Origin of the sequence: Verrucosispora sp. SN26_14.1 (genome assembly GCF_004307965.1) — a bacterium.
GTDB lineage: Bacteria > Actinomycetota > Actinomycetes > Mycobacteriales > Micromonosporaceae > Micromonospora.
On the sequence record NZ_SISL01000033.1, the window covers coordinates 1 to 15,938 of the forward strand.

The following is a 15,938-nucleotide window of genomic DNA, read 5'->3' on the forward strand; positions in this document are numbered from 1 at the left end:
CCGGCTGCCGTCGTCGGCTGCGCGCCGCCACGGCCCGCCGGGAGATCACCGTCGAACTGCGGCACCTGCTGGCGGAGGCGCTCGCGCCCGGCGGCCTCGTGGCCGACCGCGACATCGCCGACATCCGCGTCGAACTCTGGCCGCACGGCTACGCCCGGTACGCCACCTCGTGTGACCGTCCCGGCGACGGCAGTGCCACCACCGACGCCAGACGCCGCCTCGCCGACGGTGTCGGACGGATCGCCGTCGCCGGTGTCGACGTCATCGACCATCCCTTCCTCGACGGCGCGATGGAGTCCGCACATCTCGCCGTCACCCGTCTCGCGAACGGGGTGACCGGCCGATGACGACCCCCGTCCCGCGCCACCGACCACGGCACCACCGACCACGGAGGAACGACTCGACATGAGGTTGCTGTTCAGCAGTCTGCCGGCCCACGACCACCTGCTGGAACTGATCCCCGTCGCGGAGGCCGCGAAACGCTGCGGCCACGACGTCGCCATCGCCGTGTCGGGACGCTTCGCCGCCACCGTCGAGGCGCTCGGCATCGAGCACATCACCGCCGGTCCCGACTGGGTCGGCGACTTCCTCGACAGCCTCGACGGTGACGTCCTTCCCGAGGAGATGGAGGACTTCACGCAGAACTTCATGGCCGAGTTGTTCTGCGGAGAGGCGTGTGTCGCCATGGGCGAGGACGTCTCCCGGGCCATCGCGGACTGGAATCCCGACATCGTGCTGCGCGACACCGGTGAACTCGGCGGCTACCTCGCCGCCGAACGGGCCGGGCTGCCGCACGTCACCGTCGGGGTCCTCGACTTCAACGGCATGATGCTCGGCACGGGCGTGGTCGCCGCGCTCGACCGCCGCCGCCAGCAGTTCGGGCTGCCGCCGGACCCGGACGGCCTGCGGCAGTACGCGTACGGCCACCTGAACATGCTGTCCCCGACCTTCGCGCCGGAGGAACTCGAACTGCCCAACGTGTTCACCGTGCGGGTGGACGGCGTCCGGCGCGGCGAGGTGCTGCCGGAGTGGATCGGCGACCTGGTCGACGACAAGCGACCGCTCGTCTACGCCAGCTTCGGTACGGCGGCCTCGACGATCCCCTCCTACGGGCCCCCGCTGGCCAAGGTGATCGCCGGCATGGGCGCGGTGGACGCGAACGTCATCGTCTCCACCGGCAAGGGACTGGACTGGCACGGAAAGGAGATCATCGAAGGGGTCCCGGTGCCGGAGAACGTCCGGGTCGTCGAGTGGGTGCCCCAGGCGCTGCTCATGCGCTCGATCGACATGCTGCTCACCCACGCCGGCCCGGCCACCGCCCGCCAGGCGATCGTCAACGGCGTACCCGTCGTCGCGGTGCCGCTGCTCTTCGACGCCTTCGAGATCGCCAACCGCTTCACGCAGCACGGCATGGGCGTGCAGTTGGACTGGACGAGTTTCACGCCGGAGGACGTCGCGGCGGCGACGACCACCGTCCTCGGCGATCCGGCGTACCGGCGGGCGGCGCGCCGGTTGCAGGCCCGGACGCTGACGGTGCCGCCCATCGACGACGCGGCGGTCGGGTTCATCGAGCGGATCCACGCCGAGAATCCGCGCCGATGACCGGCACCGGCGACCGGGTGCGGTCGCGCATCGCGGCCCGGATGGCACTCACCGACGAGCGGCTCGACCGTCGACTCGCGCTGTTCACGCCGGTCGACGCCGCCGTGGGCGATCTCGTCCGGGCGATCAGCCGCGAGTTCGCGGCCGGCTTCAACGACACACTGCGGGCGTACGATCCGGTGGCGGTGAGCGCGCGGGTCGACGGCATGGCGGACGACTACCTCGCCCCGTTCTACGTCGAGGGCGCCGCGATGGCGTTCGCCGCGGCGGGAGCGCTGTATCCGGGCCGGGCCCGTACGGCGCACCGCCGGCTGCTCGCCACGCTGCCCGGCCACCGGTATCTGATCTTCGCCGGTTGGGGCTGGTGGTACGCCGTACGGCCCTTCGCCGCGCAGGCGATGAGGCGCAGCCCGCTCTGGCGTCAAGACGGCCTGTTCACCGGTCTCGGTATCGACGGCATGGCGTTCGCGACGTGTTTCCTCAAGGCCGCGCCACCGCGTTTCGACGTTCCCTGCCCATTCCCCGAGGCGGAGTACCAGGCGTTGTGGTCACAGGGTCATGGTCGGGCGCTCTGGTTCGTCGCCGGTGGTCGACCGGAGGTCATCGAGGACCAGGGCGCCCGGTTGGCCCCTGCGCTCCGTCCGGAGCTGTACGCCGGTCTCGGCCTGGCGACCGCCTTCGCCGGGATGCGCCGGATGCGCTGCCTCCCGGCGGCACCATCGGACCAGGAGACCGAGCGACGGGCCTTCCTCCAGGGCCTGGCGTTCGGCCTGACCGCGCGTCGGGAAGCCTCACCCCGCAGTTTCACGCGGTTCCTCGACCAACTCGACCGGTCCGACGCCGGCTGGGTCACCACCGTCACCGACCGGTGCCTCGCGCCACCCGGGCGGGACACCAGCCGCGACGGCGGCTACGTGGCATGGCAACGTCGGCTGCGCACCGAGATCCCGATCCCGGAACGATCGGCATGAGCAGGCCACGGCACGTCTGCGCCATCCGGGACCCGATCCCCGCCTACCGGCAGGGCATCGCGCGGGAACTCGACAACGCCGGCTACGAGACGGCCGAGCCGGGCGACTGCTACGCCTGGATCCGGCGGTTCCGCCGGGCGGCCCACCCGACCGAGTACCGCCTCGCCGTGCTGCTCTCCATCCGCAGTGACTCCGACGTCGACGTGCTCTCTGCGCTCCGGGCGCACGACGAGCAGGTCGCGCTGCTCGCCCTGCTCGTGGACCCCACCGCCGACGACTACCGACGCGCGCTCGACGCCGGGGCCTGGGGTGTCGTCGACTACGCGGCGTCTCCGGACGAGATCGTGGCCGCACTGGAGGCGACGTGGGCCGGCGCCGTCCGGCTGCCCAGGGCGGTCGCCGTCGACCTGCTCAGCCGACCCGCTCCGGCCGAGACGGACCTGTCGGTGGACGAGTCCGACGTGCTGCGTCTGGCGGCGCTGGCCAGCGGATGGAGCGTCGAACGGCTCGCCAGCCACGAGAACTTCTCGACCCGGGCGATGTTCCGGCACCTGCAGGAGCTGTACCGCACACTCGGCGTGTCGAACCGGCACGAGGCCGTGGTGGTCGCCGCCCGGCACGGCCTGCTCGACGGCTCCATGGAGGCCATGCGCCACCGTGCCGAGGACGAGGGTCGTCGTGGGTCCGGCGCCCGAAACGGCACCGCGACCAGGGCGGTGCTGGCCGACGCCCACCGTGCGGATCGGCAGCCGTCCGTCACCGTGCCGGCGGCTCCGAGCCGCCAGTGACGCGGGTCAGGCCGCGGTACGCGCGGCCGGTCGCGGTAGTGGGGTCGGCCCCGACCGCGACTCGCCCGCCACTACGCCGACCAGGCACACCAGCGCGCTGCGCGCCTGCATGTTGACCTGGTGACTGTGCACCAGCATGGCGATCACCTCGCTGACCGGGCACCACCGGAAGCCCGCCGGTGCGTCGCGGTGGTCGATCAACGCGACGAGGTGCCGGCAGCGACTGTGCAGGAAGCGTCCGCCCTCGTCGGACAGGACCGCGTCGAACAGGACCGCCTCGGCCGGGCTGTCGAGCAGAAGGGCCAGCAGCTCCGCCTCCGCGCCGGACCGTGGCTTCTCGCCACCCGCGATCTGCACGGTCGGACCCAACTCGACGTCGTCGACGAGGCCGGGCTCGGGACATGCCTGCATGAGCAGGTGGAGCTCACCGCCACGGTCGGCAACGGCAAGGCCCACCACGCCCAGCCCGACCGGCCGGATCATCGGTTGGCACCACTGGTCGACCTCGCGTCCCGCCGCGTCGACGCTGACCGCGACGACCTCGAAGCCCGTGCCGTCCTCCCGGCGGAGCGCGTCGGCGCCGCGTCGCCAGCCCTGTAGGTCCGGCAGCGCGACGCGGACGGAGACCGACGACTGCCGGGCGCGCTCGGCCGAGAGCCAGCGGGCCAGCGGCCGGACGTCGCACCGGGCGGCACCGGCCAGGGTTCGGGGCAGGACCGGCAGCCGCGCCCCGGACACGGCGAACTCGCCGGGCAGCGTCCACGGCGCACAGCCCAGGACGGCCCGGGTGTCGGCGTGCACGAGGTCGTCGTCATGCAGCAGCGCCAGCAGGTCGGCGAGGTCGATCCAGCGGAAACCCTCCTGCGGCGCGAACCGTGGGGTCCGGACGATCATCACGCGGTTGCGCTTGCGCCAGAACACGCCACCGTGCTCGGACTGCCGCGAGTCGACGACGACGTCCGCCGTCGCCGGATCGAAAAGGTCCAGATACGGGACCGGTCGGCCACCGTGCACCCGTTCCCGGTTGCTCCGGGTCGCCTGCACGGTCGGCGACAGTTGGATGCCGTTGATGTTGCCGGGTTCGGCCTTCGCCTGGACGAGCGCCGCGTAGCCCCGGTCGGAGGGGGTCACCGCGATCGCCAACAGGCCGATCTCCGGCTGGTCGACCATCGGCTGCATCCACGAGTGGCGGCCGTCCTCGGTCCGCACCCGGTGCCCCCGCACGGCGAAGAACCGACCGCTGCCGTGGGTGAGAGCGGGCTCCTCGGCACCGGTGTTCCAGCCCGGAACGGCATCGAGTGGGAGTCGCGACGGCCGCGCGTACCGGACACCGCCCATCGCCTCACGCCAGTGTCGTATCTCGTCGAGCAGCGACGGGTCGGCACGCGACTCGACGAGATGCGACGGGGTGGCCACCCGGCGGTCAGTCAATCCGCACCTCCGGCACGTAACGGATCCACCGGCCGCCCCGCTCGACGAACTCCTGCTCCTTGGCGACGATCTCGTCGGCGTGGTTCCAGGCGAAGAGCAGGAAGGTGTCCGGGTAGTCGGCGAGGTCCTGCGGGAACGCCTCGACCGGGATGCCGGAACCGGGAGTCGTCCGGCCCTGTTTCTCCGGTGTGGTGTCGTAGACGACCGGTAGCAGTCCCGGCCCGATGTCGCAGTAGTTCAGCACGGTGGCGCTCTTCGCGGTGGCGGCGTATCCGGCGACGCTGCGGCCGGCCTGCTGCTCGTCCATGAGGACGTCCCGAAGTTGCTCGCGGCGGTCGGCGACGCCGGCCGCGAACGCCTGCAACCGGGACAGGTCGTGTGTGCCGGTGCGGTCCTCGGTAGCGATCAGCGCGCCGACGGCGGGCGTGGGGGTACGGCCGTCCCGGGCGAGCGTGTAGCGCACCTCGCCACCGTGGACGCCGAGGTGCTCGACGTCCACCAGCGTGAACCCGTGCAGCGCGGCGATACGCGCGACCGAGGTGGCGGAGAAGAGATAGAAGTGCTCGTCGTAGATCTGGTCGAACGAGCCGAGACGCAGCACGTCACCGAGGTAGGGATCCTCGAAGACCACCACACCGTCGTCGGCCAACACCGTCTCCAGGCCCGTGAAGACTCCGCGCAGGTCGGGGATGTGGCACATGGTGTTCGCCGCGTAGACCACGTCGGCGGGGCCGAACTCGTCGCGTACCCGGGCGGCGGTGGTGGCGTCGAACCACTCCGCACGCGCGTTGACCCTGCGGGCCACTGCCTCGTCCACCATGTTCGCCGCCGGATCGATGCCGAGGTGTCGGATGCCGCGTGCGGCGACCGTGGCGAGCATGGTGCCGTCGTTGCTGCCGATCTCGACCACGAAGGGATCCGGTGACTCCAGCCCGGCGACCAGGCGCTCGGCGGTCGCGGCGAAGTGCGACGCCATCCGCCTCGACGACGAGGTGCGGAACGGGTACTCCTCGTGGAACATCCGCTCGACCGGAACCGGATCGGCGAGTTGGACGACGTGACAACCGTGGCAGACCACGGCCCTGAGATGAAGCCAGAATTCGTCGGAGGGATCGTCGGGAATGCGGAATGCGTCGGACAGCGGTTGCCGGCCCAGATCCAGGAACTGCGTCACCGCGTCGCCACAGGCTCTGCAAGGCATGTAGCGGATGCTAGGCGCTGACCGGCGGCTCAGCCTGGCGTCCGTCGTGGATCACGCGGACCGCGTCGTGACCGTGTCGGTCCGCGTCATGGGTGCGCCATCTTTTCTGGCGCGCCTGCCGGATCGACTGGCGCGATTCACCGGTGCCCGATTCCGCGATGCGCTCCTAGGGTTGCGATTACGAGCAATCCTCCGGCCAGAGGCGCAGCAACACCGTCAAGACAACTCGCACGAAAGGGCAAAGAGATGATCAAGATCGGTGACATGCTTCTCGAAGAGCTCGACCGCGACCTCCCCAGCGAGATCGCCGACCCGGCCGCCGCCCTTCGGGGCCGCGCCGGACAGGTGCTCGAGGTGATGACGCCTCGGCGCACCTTCGCCGACGGCAGCCGCGGCTACCACGCGATCGCGCAGACCACGATCGAGGTCGTCGCCGGCAAGGACCCCAACGACACGACGATGCCGCGGGAGCGCTTCGAGTTCCCGGAGTCGCACTGCGTCATCCAGCTCCACGACCCGGTGCTCACGCTCAACGGCGCCCTCCGGCTGGACCTCGAGATCAAGTCCTACCGGGCCGAGGCGACCAGTCAGATCCTGTTCCCCGGGCAGAAGGTGGCTCTCGGCGTCGGGCGGTCGTTCGACGTCAACCTGCCGCCGTCGGTCGGCCGCCTGGAGATCCCGCTCGGGATCGACTTCGCCGCCGGTGAGACGGTGCGCAGCCACCAGATGATCTTCCTGGCCGTCGAGACGCCGATGGGTACGCTGCACAACCCGGACGCGGCGCACATGTTCGCGACGGTCAACAAGGTCCCGCCGATCGGCTTCTCCTACTTCCAGGAGGGCCTCGTCCCGATGGCGAACGCCGACAACGAGGTCGTCGCCATCAAGGTGTTCACCGAGACCGCCCTGCGCCGGGTGGTCACGGACTGACCCGTCGCCGGGCAGTTCGCTCGACGCCGCCGCACCCGCCCTCGGGTGTGGCGGCGCTCGCGGTCGGCTGCTGCGGGGGCAGGTCCGACCGCTCCGAACACTGTCGACAGTGTGGCCTGACCGAGGTGATGACCCTCGACTTTGCCGCTCGGCGACAGACCGAAATGTATGAAACGCTGCTATCGTACGCCTTCGCCCACCGCCTTGCGCGGTGCAGCAACTGACGAGCAACCAACTGAAGGGACAGCCCAACGTGCCGAACCTGAAGAGTGTCACGGCGGTTCTGCCCGTCTCCGACCACGCCGCTGCCGTTGCCTGGTACAAGCAGTGGATCGGGCGCGGCCCCGACGTCGAGCCCCAGGAGGGCGTGGCGGAGTGGCAGATCGCGGAGAACGCCTGGATCCAGGTCTCGCTGGACCCGGAGACAACCGGCCGGACCAACATCGTCATCGGCGTGGACGACATCGACGCCCATGTCGCCAGCCTCGCGAGCGCGGGTGTGACCGCCGGTGAGATTCAGGACTTCGACTTCATCAAGCTGACCGAGATCGTCGACCCGGCCGGCAACAAGGTCAACTTCGTGTGGGAGAACCCGAAGTACGAGCCGCCGGCGGAGTAGGACCGCAGCACGACACCCGTCGACGGGTGTGGATGGCGGCCGGACGTCGAGTCCGGCCGTTCGACCAGGTCGGGGCACCTGGAATCGATCGCGTCAGGGATCGGTTCCGGGTGCCCCGCGTCGCCTTCGGGGACCCGATCCCACCACTTGTGACGGGTCCGTGGGGTGTGTTGATGTGTCACGGGGCTGACCGTTGCCCCCTTGGATGGCAGGAGCCGACATGGCAGCAGAAACGTACGGAGAGGGCTACGCCGAACTCTTCGACTTCGTCTACGGCGCCGAGGCGCCCGACCCGATGGTGGCGACCCTCGCCGACCTGGCCGAGGGCGGCCCCGTCCTCGAACTGGGCGTCGGCACCGGTCGGGTCGCCATCCCCCTCGCCGCTCGCGGGCTCAGCGTGACCGGGGTGGACAGCTCGGCGGCAATGCTGAAGACCCTGGCCGGCAAGCCCGGCGGCGACATGGTGCAGACCACGCTCAGCGAACTGCCGCAGATCGCGGCGGACGGGCGCTACCGGCTCGTCACGTGCCTCGACAACACCTTCCTGCTCCTGACCACACAGGATGCCCAGACGGAGTGTGTGCGCAACGCCGCCGAACTCCTCACCGACGACGGCGTGCTGGTGTTCGAGACCTTCGCCCGAGCACCCGGCGACTTCGGGGTGATGCCCGCGCACATGGGCGAGAACGCCACCGTGCTCTGGGCCTACCAGGTCGACCCGTTGTCGCAGCAGTTCCACATCCGCGAGATCATCTACGGCAAGGACCTGATGCACGTCGTGCCCTTCGACGGTCGCGGGGTCAGCCCGGCCGAGCTCGACCTGATGGCACGGCTGGCCGGGCTGCGGCTGCGTGAGCGCTGGTGCGACTGGGAGCGCAGCCCGGTCGAGTCGGACAGCCCCCTCGTCATCTCGGTCTTCGAGCGCGCCGACCGCTGAGCCGACCCCGCACGAGCGGGTGGCGGCTCACAGCCGGGACAGGACGGCGCTCAGCTCGTCGATCACACGGGCCTGGTCCGACGCCGCCAGCGTCGGATACATCGGCAACGAGAAGACCTCGTCGGCCAGCCGTTCGGTGACCGGCAGCGAGCCGACCCCCTGCCCCAGGTGCGCGAAGCCACTCATGGTGTGCACCGGCCACGGATAGCTGACGTTCAGCGTGATCCCGGCGTCCTTCATCTGTCGGATGATCTCGTCGCGGGCGGGGTGCCGCACGACGTACAGGTAGTAGACGTGCTCGTTGCCGGGCACCACGGTCGGTAGGCCGAGGTCCGTGTCGGCGAACGCCTCGGCGTAGGTGGCCGCGATCGCGCGCCGGGCCGAGACGTACTGCTCCAACCGCGCGAGCTTGCGGAGCAGGATCTCGGCCTGCACCTCGTCGAGGCGGGCGTTGAACCCGGGCGTCTCGACGACGTAGTAGCGCTCCGCCATGCCGTAGTACCGCAGCCTTCGCAGGGTCGCGTCCAGCTGGTCGTCGTCGACGACCACGGCGCCCCCGTCCCCGTAGGCGCCGAGCACCTTGGTCGGATAGAACGAGAACGCCGCCGCGTCACCGAACGACCCGACGATCCGGCCGTCCTGACGGGCCCCGTGGGCCTGGGCGCAGTCCTCCAGGACGCTCAGCCCGAAGTCCTGGGCGACCTGGCGCACCGCCCGCATGTCGACCGCCTGCCCGTACAGGTGCACCGGGAGGATGCACCGCGTACGTTCGGTGACGGCGGCGGCCAGTTGTCCGACGTCCATCAGTTGCGTGTCGTGCCGTACGTCGACGAAGGTCGCAGTCGCACCGACGGCGTCGATCGCGACGACCGTGGGGGCGGCCGTGTTCGACACGGTGATCACCTCGTCGCCCGGCCCGACGCCGAGACCGCGCAGCGCCAGCACCAGCGCGTTCGTGCCGTTGTCGACGCCGACGCAGTGACTCCGCTGATGCTTCGCGGCGAACGCCGTCTCGAAGGACCGCACGCTCGCCCCGAGCACCAGTTGACCCGATCTGAACACCTTGTCGACAGCTTCGAGCAGCTCGTCGCGTTCCGCCTCGTACTCGGTGAGGTAGCTCCACACGTTGATGCTCATACCCGACAAGGCTAGTGCGGCGACCGGCCCAGGTGCGCGCTGACGGACACGCATCCGTAACGAATGTGCCCTGGTCGACGCTCTCCAGCGGTGAGGACAAGATTCGATCATGCCGTACGTCGGAACCGACGCGACGGCGTGGGAGAGGGGGTGCGGTGCGGGGCGAGTTGCAGCGCATCGTGGACGCGGTCGCCGCCCACGTCGGCCGTCCCGCACTGATCGAGGACCGGCGGCAACGCGTCGTCGTCTACAGCGAGCAGACCGGGCTGATGGACGAGGTCCGCCGGGCGTCGATCCTGCGGCGGCAGACCGCCCCGGAGGTCATCGCCTGGCTGCGCGGTCTCGGCATCGCCGACGCCCGCCTGGCGGTACGCACACCGGCCAGCCCGGAACTGGACCTGCTCCCCCGGCTCTGCGTGCCGGTGCGCCACCACGACCTGCTGCTCGGGTTCGTCTGGTTCATCGATCCCGACGGCACCATGACCGAGGTCGACCTGGCCGCCACCGGCCTGCTCAGGGAACTGTCGCTGGCGCTGTACCGGGAGAACCTGCTCGGTGAGCTGGCCGCGCAGAGCGAGACCGAGGCGGCCCGGACCCTGCTGGCCGACAGCCCCGGCAGCCGCGACCAGGCGGTGCGGGCGCTGCTGGAAGCCGGGATGATCCACGCCGACGGTCCCCGGACCGCCCTGGTCGCCCGGCTCGTCGCCCCCGAGGAGCGGCAGCCGGACGAGCGGGCCCGGATCGCGCTGGAACAGTCGCTGGTGGCCGCGCGACGCCGGGCCGGTACGCGGGAGGCGCTGCACCTGGTCCGGCACGACCACGGGGTGCTGCTGCTGCCCGCCGAACCCGCCGCCGGCCGGCCGACGCCGGAGGTGGCCGCCCGGCACCTCGACGACGACCTGCAGCAGGTGACCCGCAGTCTGGGTTCCGTGGAACGGACCGTGGTCGGGGTCGGCCGCACCCGGCCACGGTTGGCCGACGTCGTCGAGTCGTACGTGGAGGCGCTGCACGCCGCGCGGGTCGGCGCGCGACTGCCGGCGTTGGGCCGGGTCGTCGCCTGGTCCGGCCTGGGTGTCTTCCGGGTGCTGGCCCGGCTCGGCGAGCAACACCTCACGGTGGCCGACGTGCACCCGGGGCTGGCCCGGCTGGTGTCCACGCCGGGCCACCGCACGCTGCTGACCACTCTGGAGCGCTACCTGGACCGGGCCGGCAACGCCCACGCCACCGCCGCCGACCTGCGGCTGCACCGGACCACGCTCTACTACCGGTTGCAGCGGATCGAGGAGTTGGCCGGCACCGACCTCAAGGACGGCGGCGAGCGACTCTGCCTGCACCTGGCCCTGAAACTGGCCCGGTTGGCGGAGCGGCACAGCGGCGAGGAGTGACGGTCGACCGACCGGAGGTGACCTCGCCACGTGCCGTGGAGGTGGCCTCCGCTGCTCCGGTCAGCGCAACCGGCGGGCGGGGAACCGGGCCGGCGGGTCGGCGATCGCGTCCTGCGCGGCGACCAGTTGCAGTTCGCGGGTGCCCGCCGCCAGCGTCGCCTCCAGCACCGCGAAGATCGAGGCGGTGGTGCGTTCCAGCGCCGTCGCGGGCGACGCGGTGCTGCGCAGGTGCGCCAGGTACAGCGCGGCGGTGACGTCGCCACCGCCGTTCGGGCTGATCGGCAGCAGCGGCGTGGTCACCGCCCAGGCGCCCTCGTCGGAGACGGCCACCACCTCCAGGCTGTCGGGTGGCGCGTCACCGTGCAGCACGCTGGTGACCAGCACGTGTCGGGGGCCGGTGGCGCGTACCACGTCGACCGCCGCCAGCACCTCGTCGAGCGAGTCCGTCGACCGGCCGGCGAGGAACTCCAGCTCGAACTGGTTCGGGGTGACGATGTCGGCCCGGGGCACCACCACGTCGCGCAGGTACTCGGGAATGCCGGGCCGGACGAACATGCCCCGGCCGACGTCGCCCATCACCGGGTCGCAGCAGTAGACGGCCTCCGGGTTGGCGGTCTTGACCAGGGCCACCGCGTCGAGGATCACCGCGCCCATCGCCGGGTCGCCCTGGTAACCGGAGAGGATCGCGTCGGCGTCACCGAGCACCCCGCGATCGGCGATGCCGGCGATCACCTCGGCGACGTCGGCGGGCGCCAGCAACGGCCCCCGCCAGGCGCCGTACCCGGTGTGGTTGGAGAAGTGCACGGTCAGGACCGGCCAGACCTCGTGCCCGAGCCGTTGCAGCGGGAACACGGCGGCCGAGTTGCCGACGTGGCCGTAGGCGACCGAGGACTGGATCGACAGGATCTTCACCCGTCCATCATCGCGCCTTCCGCTCCCCCGACGCCGCAGGGGTCACCCTTCGGCCAGGTCACGGCCGCGCTCCGGATGGGGGGCCACCGTGCGGCGGCCCCCCATCCGGCCGGTCCTACTCGAAGAGGGACAGGGTCAGCGTCGAGGTGTACTCGCCCGCGGCGACATCGGCCGGGGTGCGCAGGAACAGGTCGGCGTCGACCGAGTACGCGCCACCGGCGACCGCACCGGAGTCGAACGTGGAGACCAGCAACTCCTGGTCGACCAGACCCACGTTGTTGCCCGGCTGCGTCGGCTCGTCCAACACCGTCACCACCTCTTCACCCTCGCTGACCAGACCGGTGTCGCCACCGTCGACCAGGCGCGGCTTCCAGCCCAGGTGCCCCGCACCGATCGGCTCCTGACCGTCGGCTCCGGTGAAGTCGGTGGCACTACCGAGCACCGCCCACGCCGCACCCGAGGGCACCTCGTCGGCGGTCCGGGTGTCGGTCACCGTCACCGTCGGCAGACCACCCACGAACTGCCGCACCAGCAACGTCGACCCGTCCTCGGTCAACGCCACCGAGTCACCCGCGATCGACATCGCCAACACACCCGGCTCCACCAACTCCTCGATCTCCACCGTGACCGTCACGTCACCGGTGTCACCCGGATCGGCCGACACCGGCGCGGCCATCGCCACCGACCCGACCAGCAGGGCCCCGGCGGCACCCGCCGCCAACAGCCGCCTGCGATTGTCCGTTCTCATCTGCATCTCCGTGTCGTTCGCGGTCACTGGGCTTGGCGAGGGTCGGCGGCACAGTTGACCGCAGCGTGGTCGGCGGTGACGACGGTGGTGACGCTCTCACCGTCGACCGTGCCGGTGGCCCGGACCGTCGCGCTGCCGGACGGCACCGACGCGGCACGGGTGGTGAACTGCTGGAACGCGCTCGCACCCGGCGCCACAGCCGACACCGACCGCTGCCCGTACGCACTCTCCAGCACCACGTCCACCGCAGCGTCGTGGTCGTTACGCGCCTGCACCGCCACGTACGCCTTCCCCGCCACACACCGCGTCTGCACGGTGACCGTCACCGGCACCTCGGGCCGGACGCCCGGGTCGTCGGCGAACACCCGCCACTCGGTGACGGCGACCGCCGAGTAGGTGGTGCCGTTGCCGTTGGCCTGGATGGTGGCCCGCACCCTCGACGTGGTCACCGGGTCGAAGGAGACGGTGTTGAACGCGGTGGTGCTGGTGCCGTACGGGGAGGCGCCGGTCACGTCACGCCAGGCCGAGGTGGTGGCGTCCCAGTACTGCAGCACCCACCCGTCGGGCTGGGCGACACCGTCGCCGGTGCCCCGGTTGGAGTCCCGCCAGAACTTCAGCTCGGTGCCGGTGATCCGCACCGGGCGGTTCCACTCGTACTGGATCCACTGGGTGGCCGGGCGGGTGCCCGACCAGGTGCCCCAGATCTGCGCCTGACCCGGGTTGGTCGGGTCGGCACCGTCGTTGAGCGCGGTGAGGCTGTTCCAGCTCGCCGTGAACGAGGCGGTCGGCGTGCCGATCGGCCCGATGTTGCCGGTGAGCGGCCCGGACAGGTCGGCCGGGATGGCGACCGTCCGGGCGGTCTCCAGGTTCCCGGCCACGTCGACCGCCCGGTACGCCAGCGTGTGCCGGTTCGCGTCGGGTGCCGGGACCGCACCGTCGTACGTGGTCCAGGCGCCCGTGCCGATGGCGTACTCGATCCGGGCGACGCCGGAGGTGGCGTCGGTCGCGGCGAGCGTGACCGCCCGCGTGGTGCTGTTCACGGTGGCGGTGCTGACCGGTGCGGTGGCGTCGACGCGTACCTCCAGGGAGGCCGGGTCGGAGACGTTGCCGGCGCGGTCGGTGGCGGTCGCGGTGACCGTGTGCCGGCCGTCCCCGGAGACGGTGACGTCGACCGACCGGACGTCGGTGGTCTCGACCGGCGTGTCCGAGCCGACCCGCGTGGAGATGGTCATCCGGCCACCCCGGTCGTCGACACCGGCGGCCCGCACGCGCACCGTGGAGCGGAACCAGCCGTCGCTGCCGGCGCTGCCGCTGGGCGTGAGCGTCACCGTCGGTGGCGTCACGTCTCCCTCGGTGTCGTCCGGCGAGATGACGGTGACCTGCGCGGAGACGCGATCGGCGGCGTAGCCGAGCACGGTCCCACCGATGGTGAACGTCCGGGGCTCGGCGACGTCCGCGGGCGCCACCTCGTCCCAGTAGACCGGCACCCGCAGCGTCTGCGCGCCGAACGACACCGGCAGCGTGTCCGGCAGGTCGGTCTCGCCGACCTCCACGGTCATCGCCGGTGCGCTGACCGACTCCGGCTGCGCGGCGAGGACCTTCCACTCCTCGACCGCCACCCCGGAGTACGTGCTGCCGTTGGTCGACGCGTCGAACACCGCGCGGACCTGGGTGGTGGTCACCGGGTCGAAGGTGGTGTTCTGGAAGCCCTGCGTACCGGTCGGGAAACCGCTCGGGTTGGGCACGTCGGCCCACTGCCCGGCCTCCAGGTTCCAGTACTGCATACGCCAGCGGGCGGGCGCGGCGACTCCGACGCCGGTGCCCTGCGGCTGGTCGTTCCAGAAGTCGATCTGCGAACCGGAGATCCGCATCGGCTGGTCCCAGCTGTACTGCACCCACTGCTGCGGCGGATTGTTGCCGGTCCAGGTGCCCCACATGTCCGGCGGCAGCGGGTTCGACCGGACGATCTCGTCGTTGAGTGCCTTCACCCAGTACTGCACCGGCACCGGCTCGTTGGAGACGGTGACCCGGGCCTCCTGGGCGATGTTCGGCCGGGGCGTGAGGTCACGTCCCGTGGCCGGGGTCGGCGTCACGAGCTTCATCCGGGGCGGCGTCAGCGAGTCGTCCCACTCGACCGGGTCGATCGCCACCGAGCGCCGGAAGTGACCGCCGCCCACGGCGTCGGCGGTGTGGTACGCCAGGTACCAGGTGCCGTTGAACTCCAGGACACCCGGATGGCTGGTGGTCGAGGAGACCGGCCGCAGGAAGGTTCCCCGGTAGGTCCACGGTCCCTCCGGCGACGCGGCGGTGCCGTAGGCGAGACAGGCGTGGTAGTTCGCCGGGGTGCACTGCGAGGTCGGGCCGGCGTTGTTGCCGGCGTACGCCATGTAGTAGGTGCCGTTGCGCGTGAAGATCCAGGCGCCCTCGAAGAAGCCGGTCAGGCCGGTGACGGTGCGCGGGGTGCCGATCGGGGTCTTCATGTCCTGCTGGAGTTCGAGCATCCGCAGTTGGCTGAAGGAGCCCCACCAGATGTAGACGCGCTGGTTCGGGGCCTCGCCGTCGACCAGGATCGTCGGGTCGATGTTGTGGATGGTGTTCGGCGTGGGCACCCGCTGGGAGATGATCGGGCCCCCCGCGTGGTCGGTCCACGGGCCGGTCGGGCTCTCCGACACGGCCACCCCGATCGCGAACCGGTCCGACGCGGTGCTGGTGCGTTCGTGGATGGGGACGTACCAGTAGTAGCGTCCGTCGACGCCCTGGACGACCTGGCCGGCGTACGCACGGCCGGGGGTGGCCCAGGCGAAGACGGCCTCCGGGCGCATCAGCGACGGGTAGTGGGTCCACTCCCCCGCCTCGACGTCGGTGGTCCGGAAGGCACCCCACTCGTTCATGACGAAGTCGTTGGTGGACGGTCCGGCCTGGTCGTGGCCGGTGTAGACGTAGAGCTGGTCGGCGTCGGTGTCGTTGCCGGGGGCACCGGCCCGCACGACCATCGGCGCCGGGTCGGCGGAGTAGTAGCTGCCGTCGCCGAGGATCGGGTTGACCGTGGTGGTGAAGGTGTACGACGGGGGCTCGGCGGCGTGTGCCGGACCGGCGACGCCGGTCAGACCGCCGGCGACGAGCGCGACGGACGCGGCCACGGCGATCGCCCTGCGCCATCGGGGCGACGGCCGGGTGGAGGGTGGGGCGGCGCCGCGTCCCACGGTGGTGTTCACGGTGTCGATCTCCTCACTCGTGCGCGGGGGTGGTGGCGGCGCCCCAGGCCGGGCGCCGCCAC

14 protein-coding genes are annotated in these 15,938 nt (G+C 71.3%); 8 read left to right on the plus strand and 6 right to left on the minus strand.

The window, feature by feature from the left end:
* The 4 genes from EYA84_RS32385 to EYA84_RS05870 all read left to right on the plus strand — a co-directional run.
* Positions 1-347: hypothetical protein (locus EYA84_RS32385; RefSeq protein WP_201272307.1), on the plus strand; the 347-nt coding region annotated here is incomplete at its 5' end.
* A 58-nt stretch (positions 348-405) separates the two neighbouring features.
* Positions 406-1,602: a glycosyltransferase gene (locus tag EYA84_RS05860; protein ID WP_131051987.1), complete on the plus strand. Its 1,197-nt coding sequence runs from the start codon at positions 406-408 to the stop codon at positions 1,600-1,602.
* Positions 1,599-2,573 (plus strand): DUF1702 family protein, encoded by a 975-nt coding sequence (locus EYA84_RS05865; RefSeq protein WP_131051988.1) that lies wholly within the window; start codon positions 1,599-1,601, stop codon positions 2,571-2,573. The genes EYA84_RS05860 and EYA84_RS05865 overlap by 4 nt, the downstream gene beginning before the upstream one ends.
* Positions 2,570-3,361 carry a response regulator transcription factor gene (locus EYA84_RS05870; RefSeq protein ID WP_131051989.1) on the plus strand — a complete coding sequence of 264 codons (792 nt, stop codon included), beginning with the start codon at positions 2,570-2,572 and terminating at the stop codon, positions 3,359-3,361. Before EYA84_RS05865 ends, EYA84_RS05870 begins: the two co-directional genes overlap by 4 nt.
* A 6-nt stretch (positions 3,362-3,367) precedes the next feature.
* On the opposite strand, the gene EYA84_RS05875 is transcribed toward EYA84_RS05870, so the two are convergent.
* Together EYA84_RS05875 and EYA84_RS05880 are read right to left on the minus strand one after the other, a co-directional pair.
* Positions 3,368-4,792 (minus strand): NDP-hexose 2,3-dehydratase family protein, encoded by a 1,425-nt coding sequence (locus tag EYA84_RS05875; RefSeq protein WP_131051990.1) that lies wholly within the window; start codon positions 4,790-4,792, stop codon positions 3,368-3,370.
* Positions 4,785-5,993 (minus strand): class I SAM-dependent methyltransferase, encoded by a 1,209-nt coding sequence (locus EYA84_RS05880; protein ID WP_131051991.1) that lies wholly within the window; start codon positions 5,991-5,993, stop codon positions 4,785-4,787. Before EYA84_RS05880 ends, EYA84_RS05875 begins: the two co-directional genes overlap by 8 nt.
* A gap of 264 nt (positions 5,994-6,257) precedes the next feature.
* Here EYA84_RS05880 and EYA84_RS05885 point away from each other — a divergent pair, with 264 nt between their 5' ends.
* The 3 genes from EYA84_RS05885 (at position 6,258) to EYA84_RS05895 (ending at position 8,479) form a co-directional block, all read left to right on the plus strand.
* Positions 6,258-6,923 carry a hypothetical protein gene (locus EYA84_RS05885; RefSeq protein ID WP_131051992.1) on the plus strand — a complete coding sequence of 222 codons (666 nt, stop codon included), beginning with the start codon at positions 6,258-6,260 and terminating at the stop codon, positions 6,921-6,923.
* A gap of 211 nt (positions 6,924-7,134) precedes the next feature.
* Positions 7,135-7,542, plus strand: coding sequence for a VOC family protein (locus EYA84_RS05890; protein ID WP_201272308.1), 408 nt, complete (start codon positions 7,135-7,137; stop codon positions 7,540-7,542).
* Positions 7,543-7,762: 220 nt separating this feature from the next.
* Positions 7,763-8,479 (plus strand): class I SAM-dependent methyltransferase, encoded by a 717-nt coding sequence (locus tag EYA84_RS05895; protein WP_161594913.1) that lies wholly within the window; start codon positions 7,763-7,765, stop codon positions 8,477-8,479.
* A 27-nt stretch (positions 8,480-8,506) separates the two neighbouring features.
* Here EYA84_RS05895 and EYA84_RS05900 read toward each other — a convergent pair whose 3' ends face one another.
* A complete protein-coding gene (locus EYA84_RS05900) occupies positions 8,507-9,616 on the minus strand; it encodes a DegT/DnrJ/EryC1/StrS aminotransferase family protein (RefSeq protein ID WP_131051994.1) in 1,110 nt (369 codons plus the stop codon).
* A gap of 155 nt (positions 9,617-9,771) precedes the next feature.
* Here EYA84_RS05900 and EYA84_RS05905 point away from each other — a divergent pair, with 155 nt between their 5' ends.
* A complete protein-coding gene (locus EYA84_RS05905; protein ID WP_131051995.1) occupies positions 9,772-11,001 on the plus strand; it encodes a CdaR family transcriptional regulator in 1,230 nt (409 codons plus the stop codon).
* A gap of 60 nt (positions 11,002-11,061) precedes the next feature.
* Here the strand turns inward: EYA84_RS05905 and pdxY are convergent, their stop codons facing one another.
* From pdxY to EYA84_RS05920, 3 genes are all read right to left on the minus strand, one after another.
* Positions 11,062-11,913: a pyridoxal kinase PdxY gene (pdxY, locus tag EYA84_RS05910; protein WP_131051996.1), complete on the minus strand. Its 852-nt coding sequence runs from the start codon at positions 11,911-11,913 to the stop codon at positions 11,062-11,064.
* Positions 11,914-12,028: 115 nt separating this feature from the next.
* A complete protein-coding gene (locus EYA84_RS05915) occupies positions 12,029-12,661 on the minus strand; it encodes a hypothetical protein (protein WP_131051997.1) in 633 nt (210 codons plus the stop codon).
* Positions 12,662-12,684: 23 nt separating this feature from the next.
* Positions 12,685-15,876 (minus strand): family 43 glycosylhydrolase, encoded by a 3,192-nt coding sequence (locus EYA84_RS05920; protein ID WP_394347550.1) that lies wholly within the window; start codon positions 15,874-15,876, stop codon positions 12,685-12,687.
* Positions 15,877-15,938: the final 62 nt, after the last annotated feature.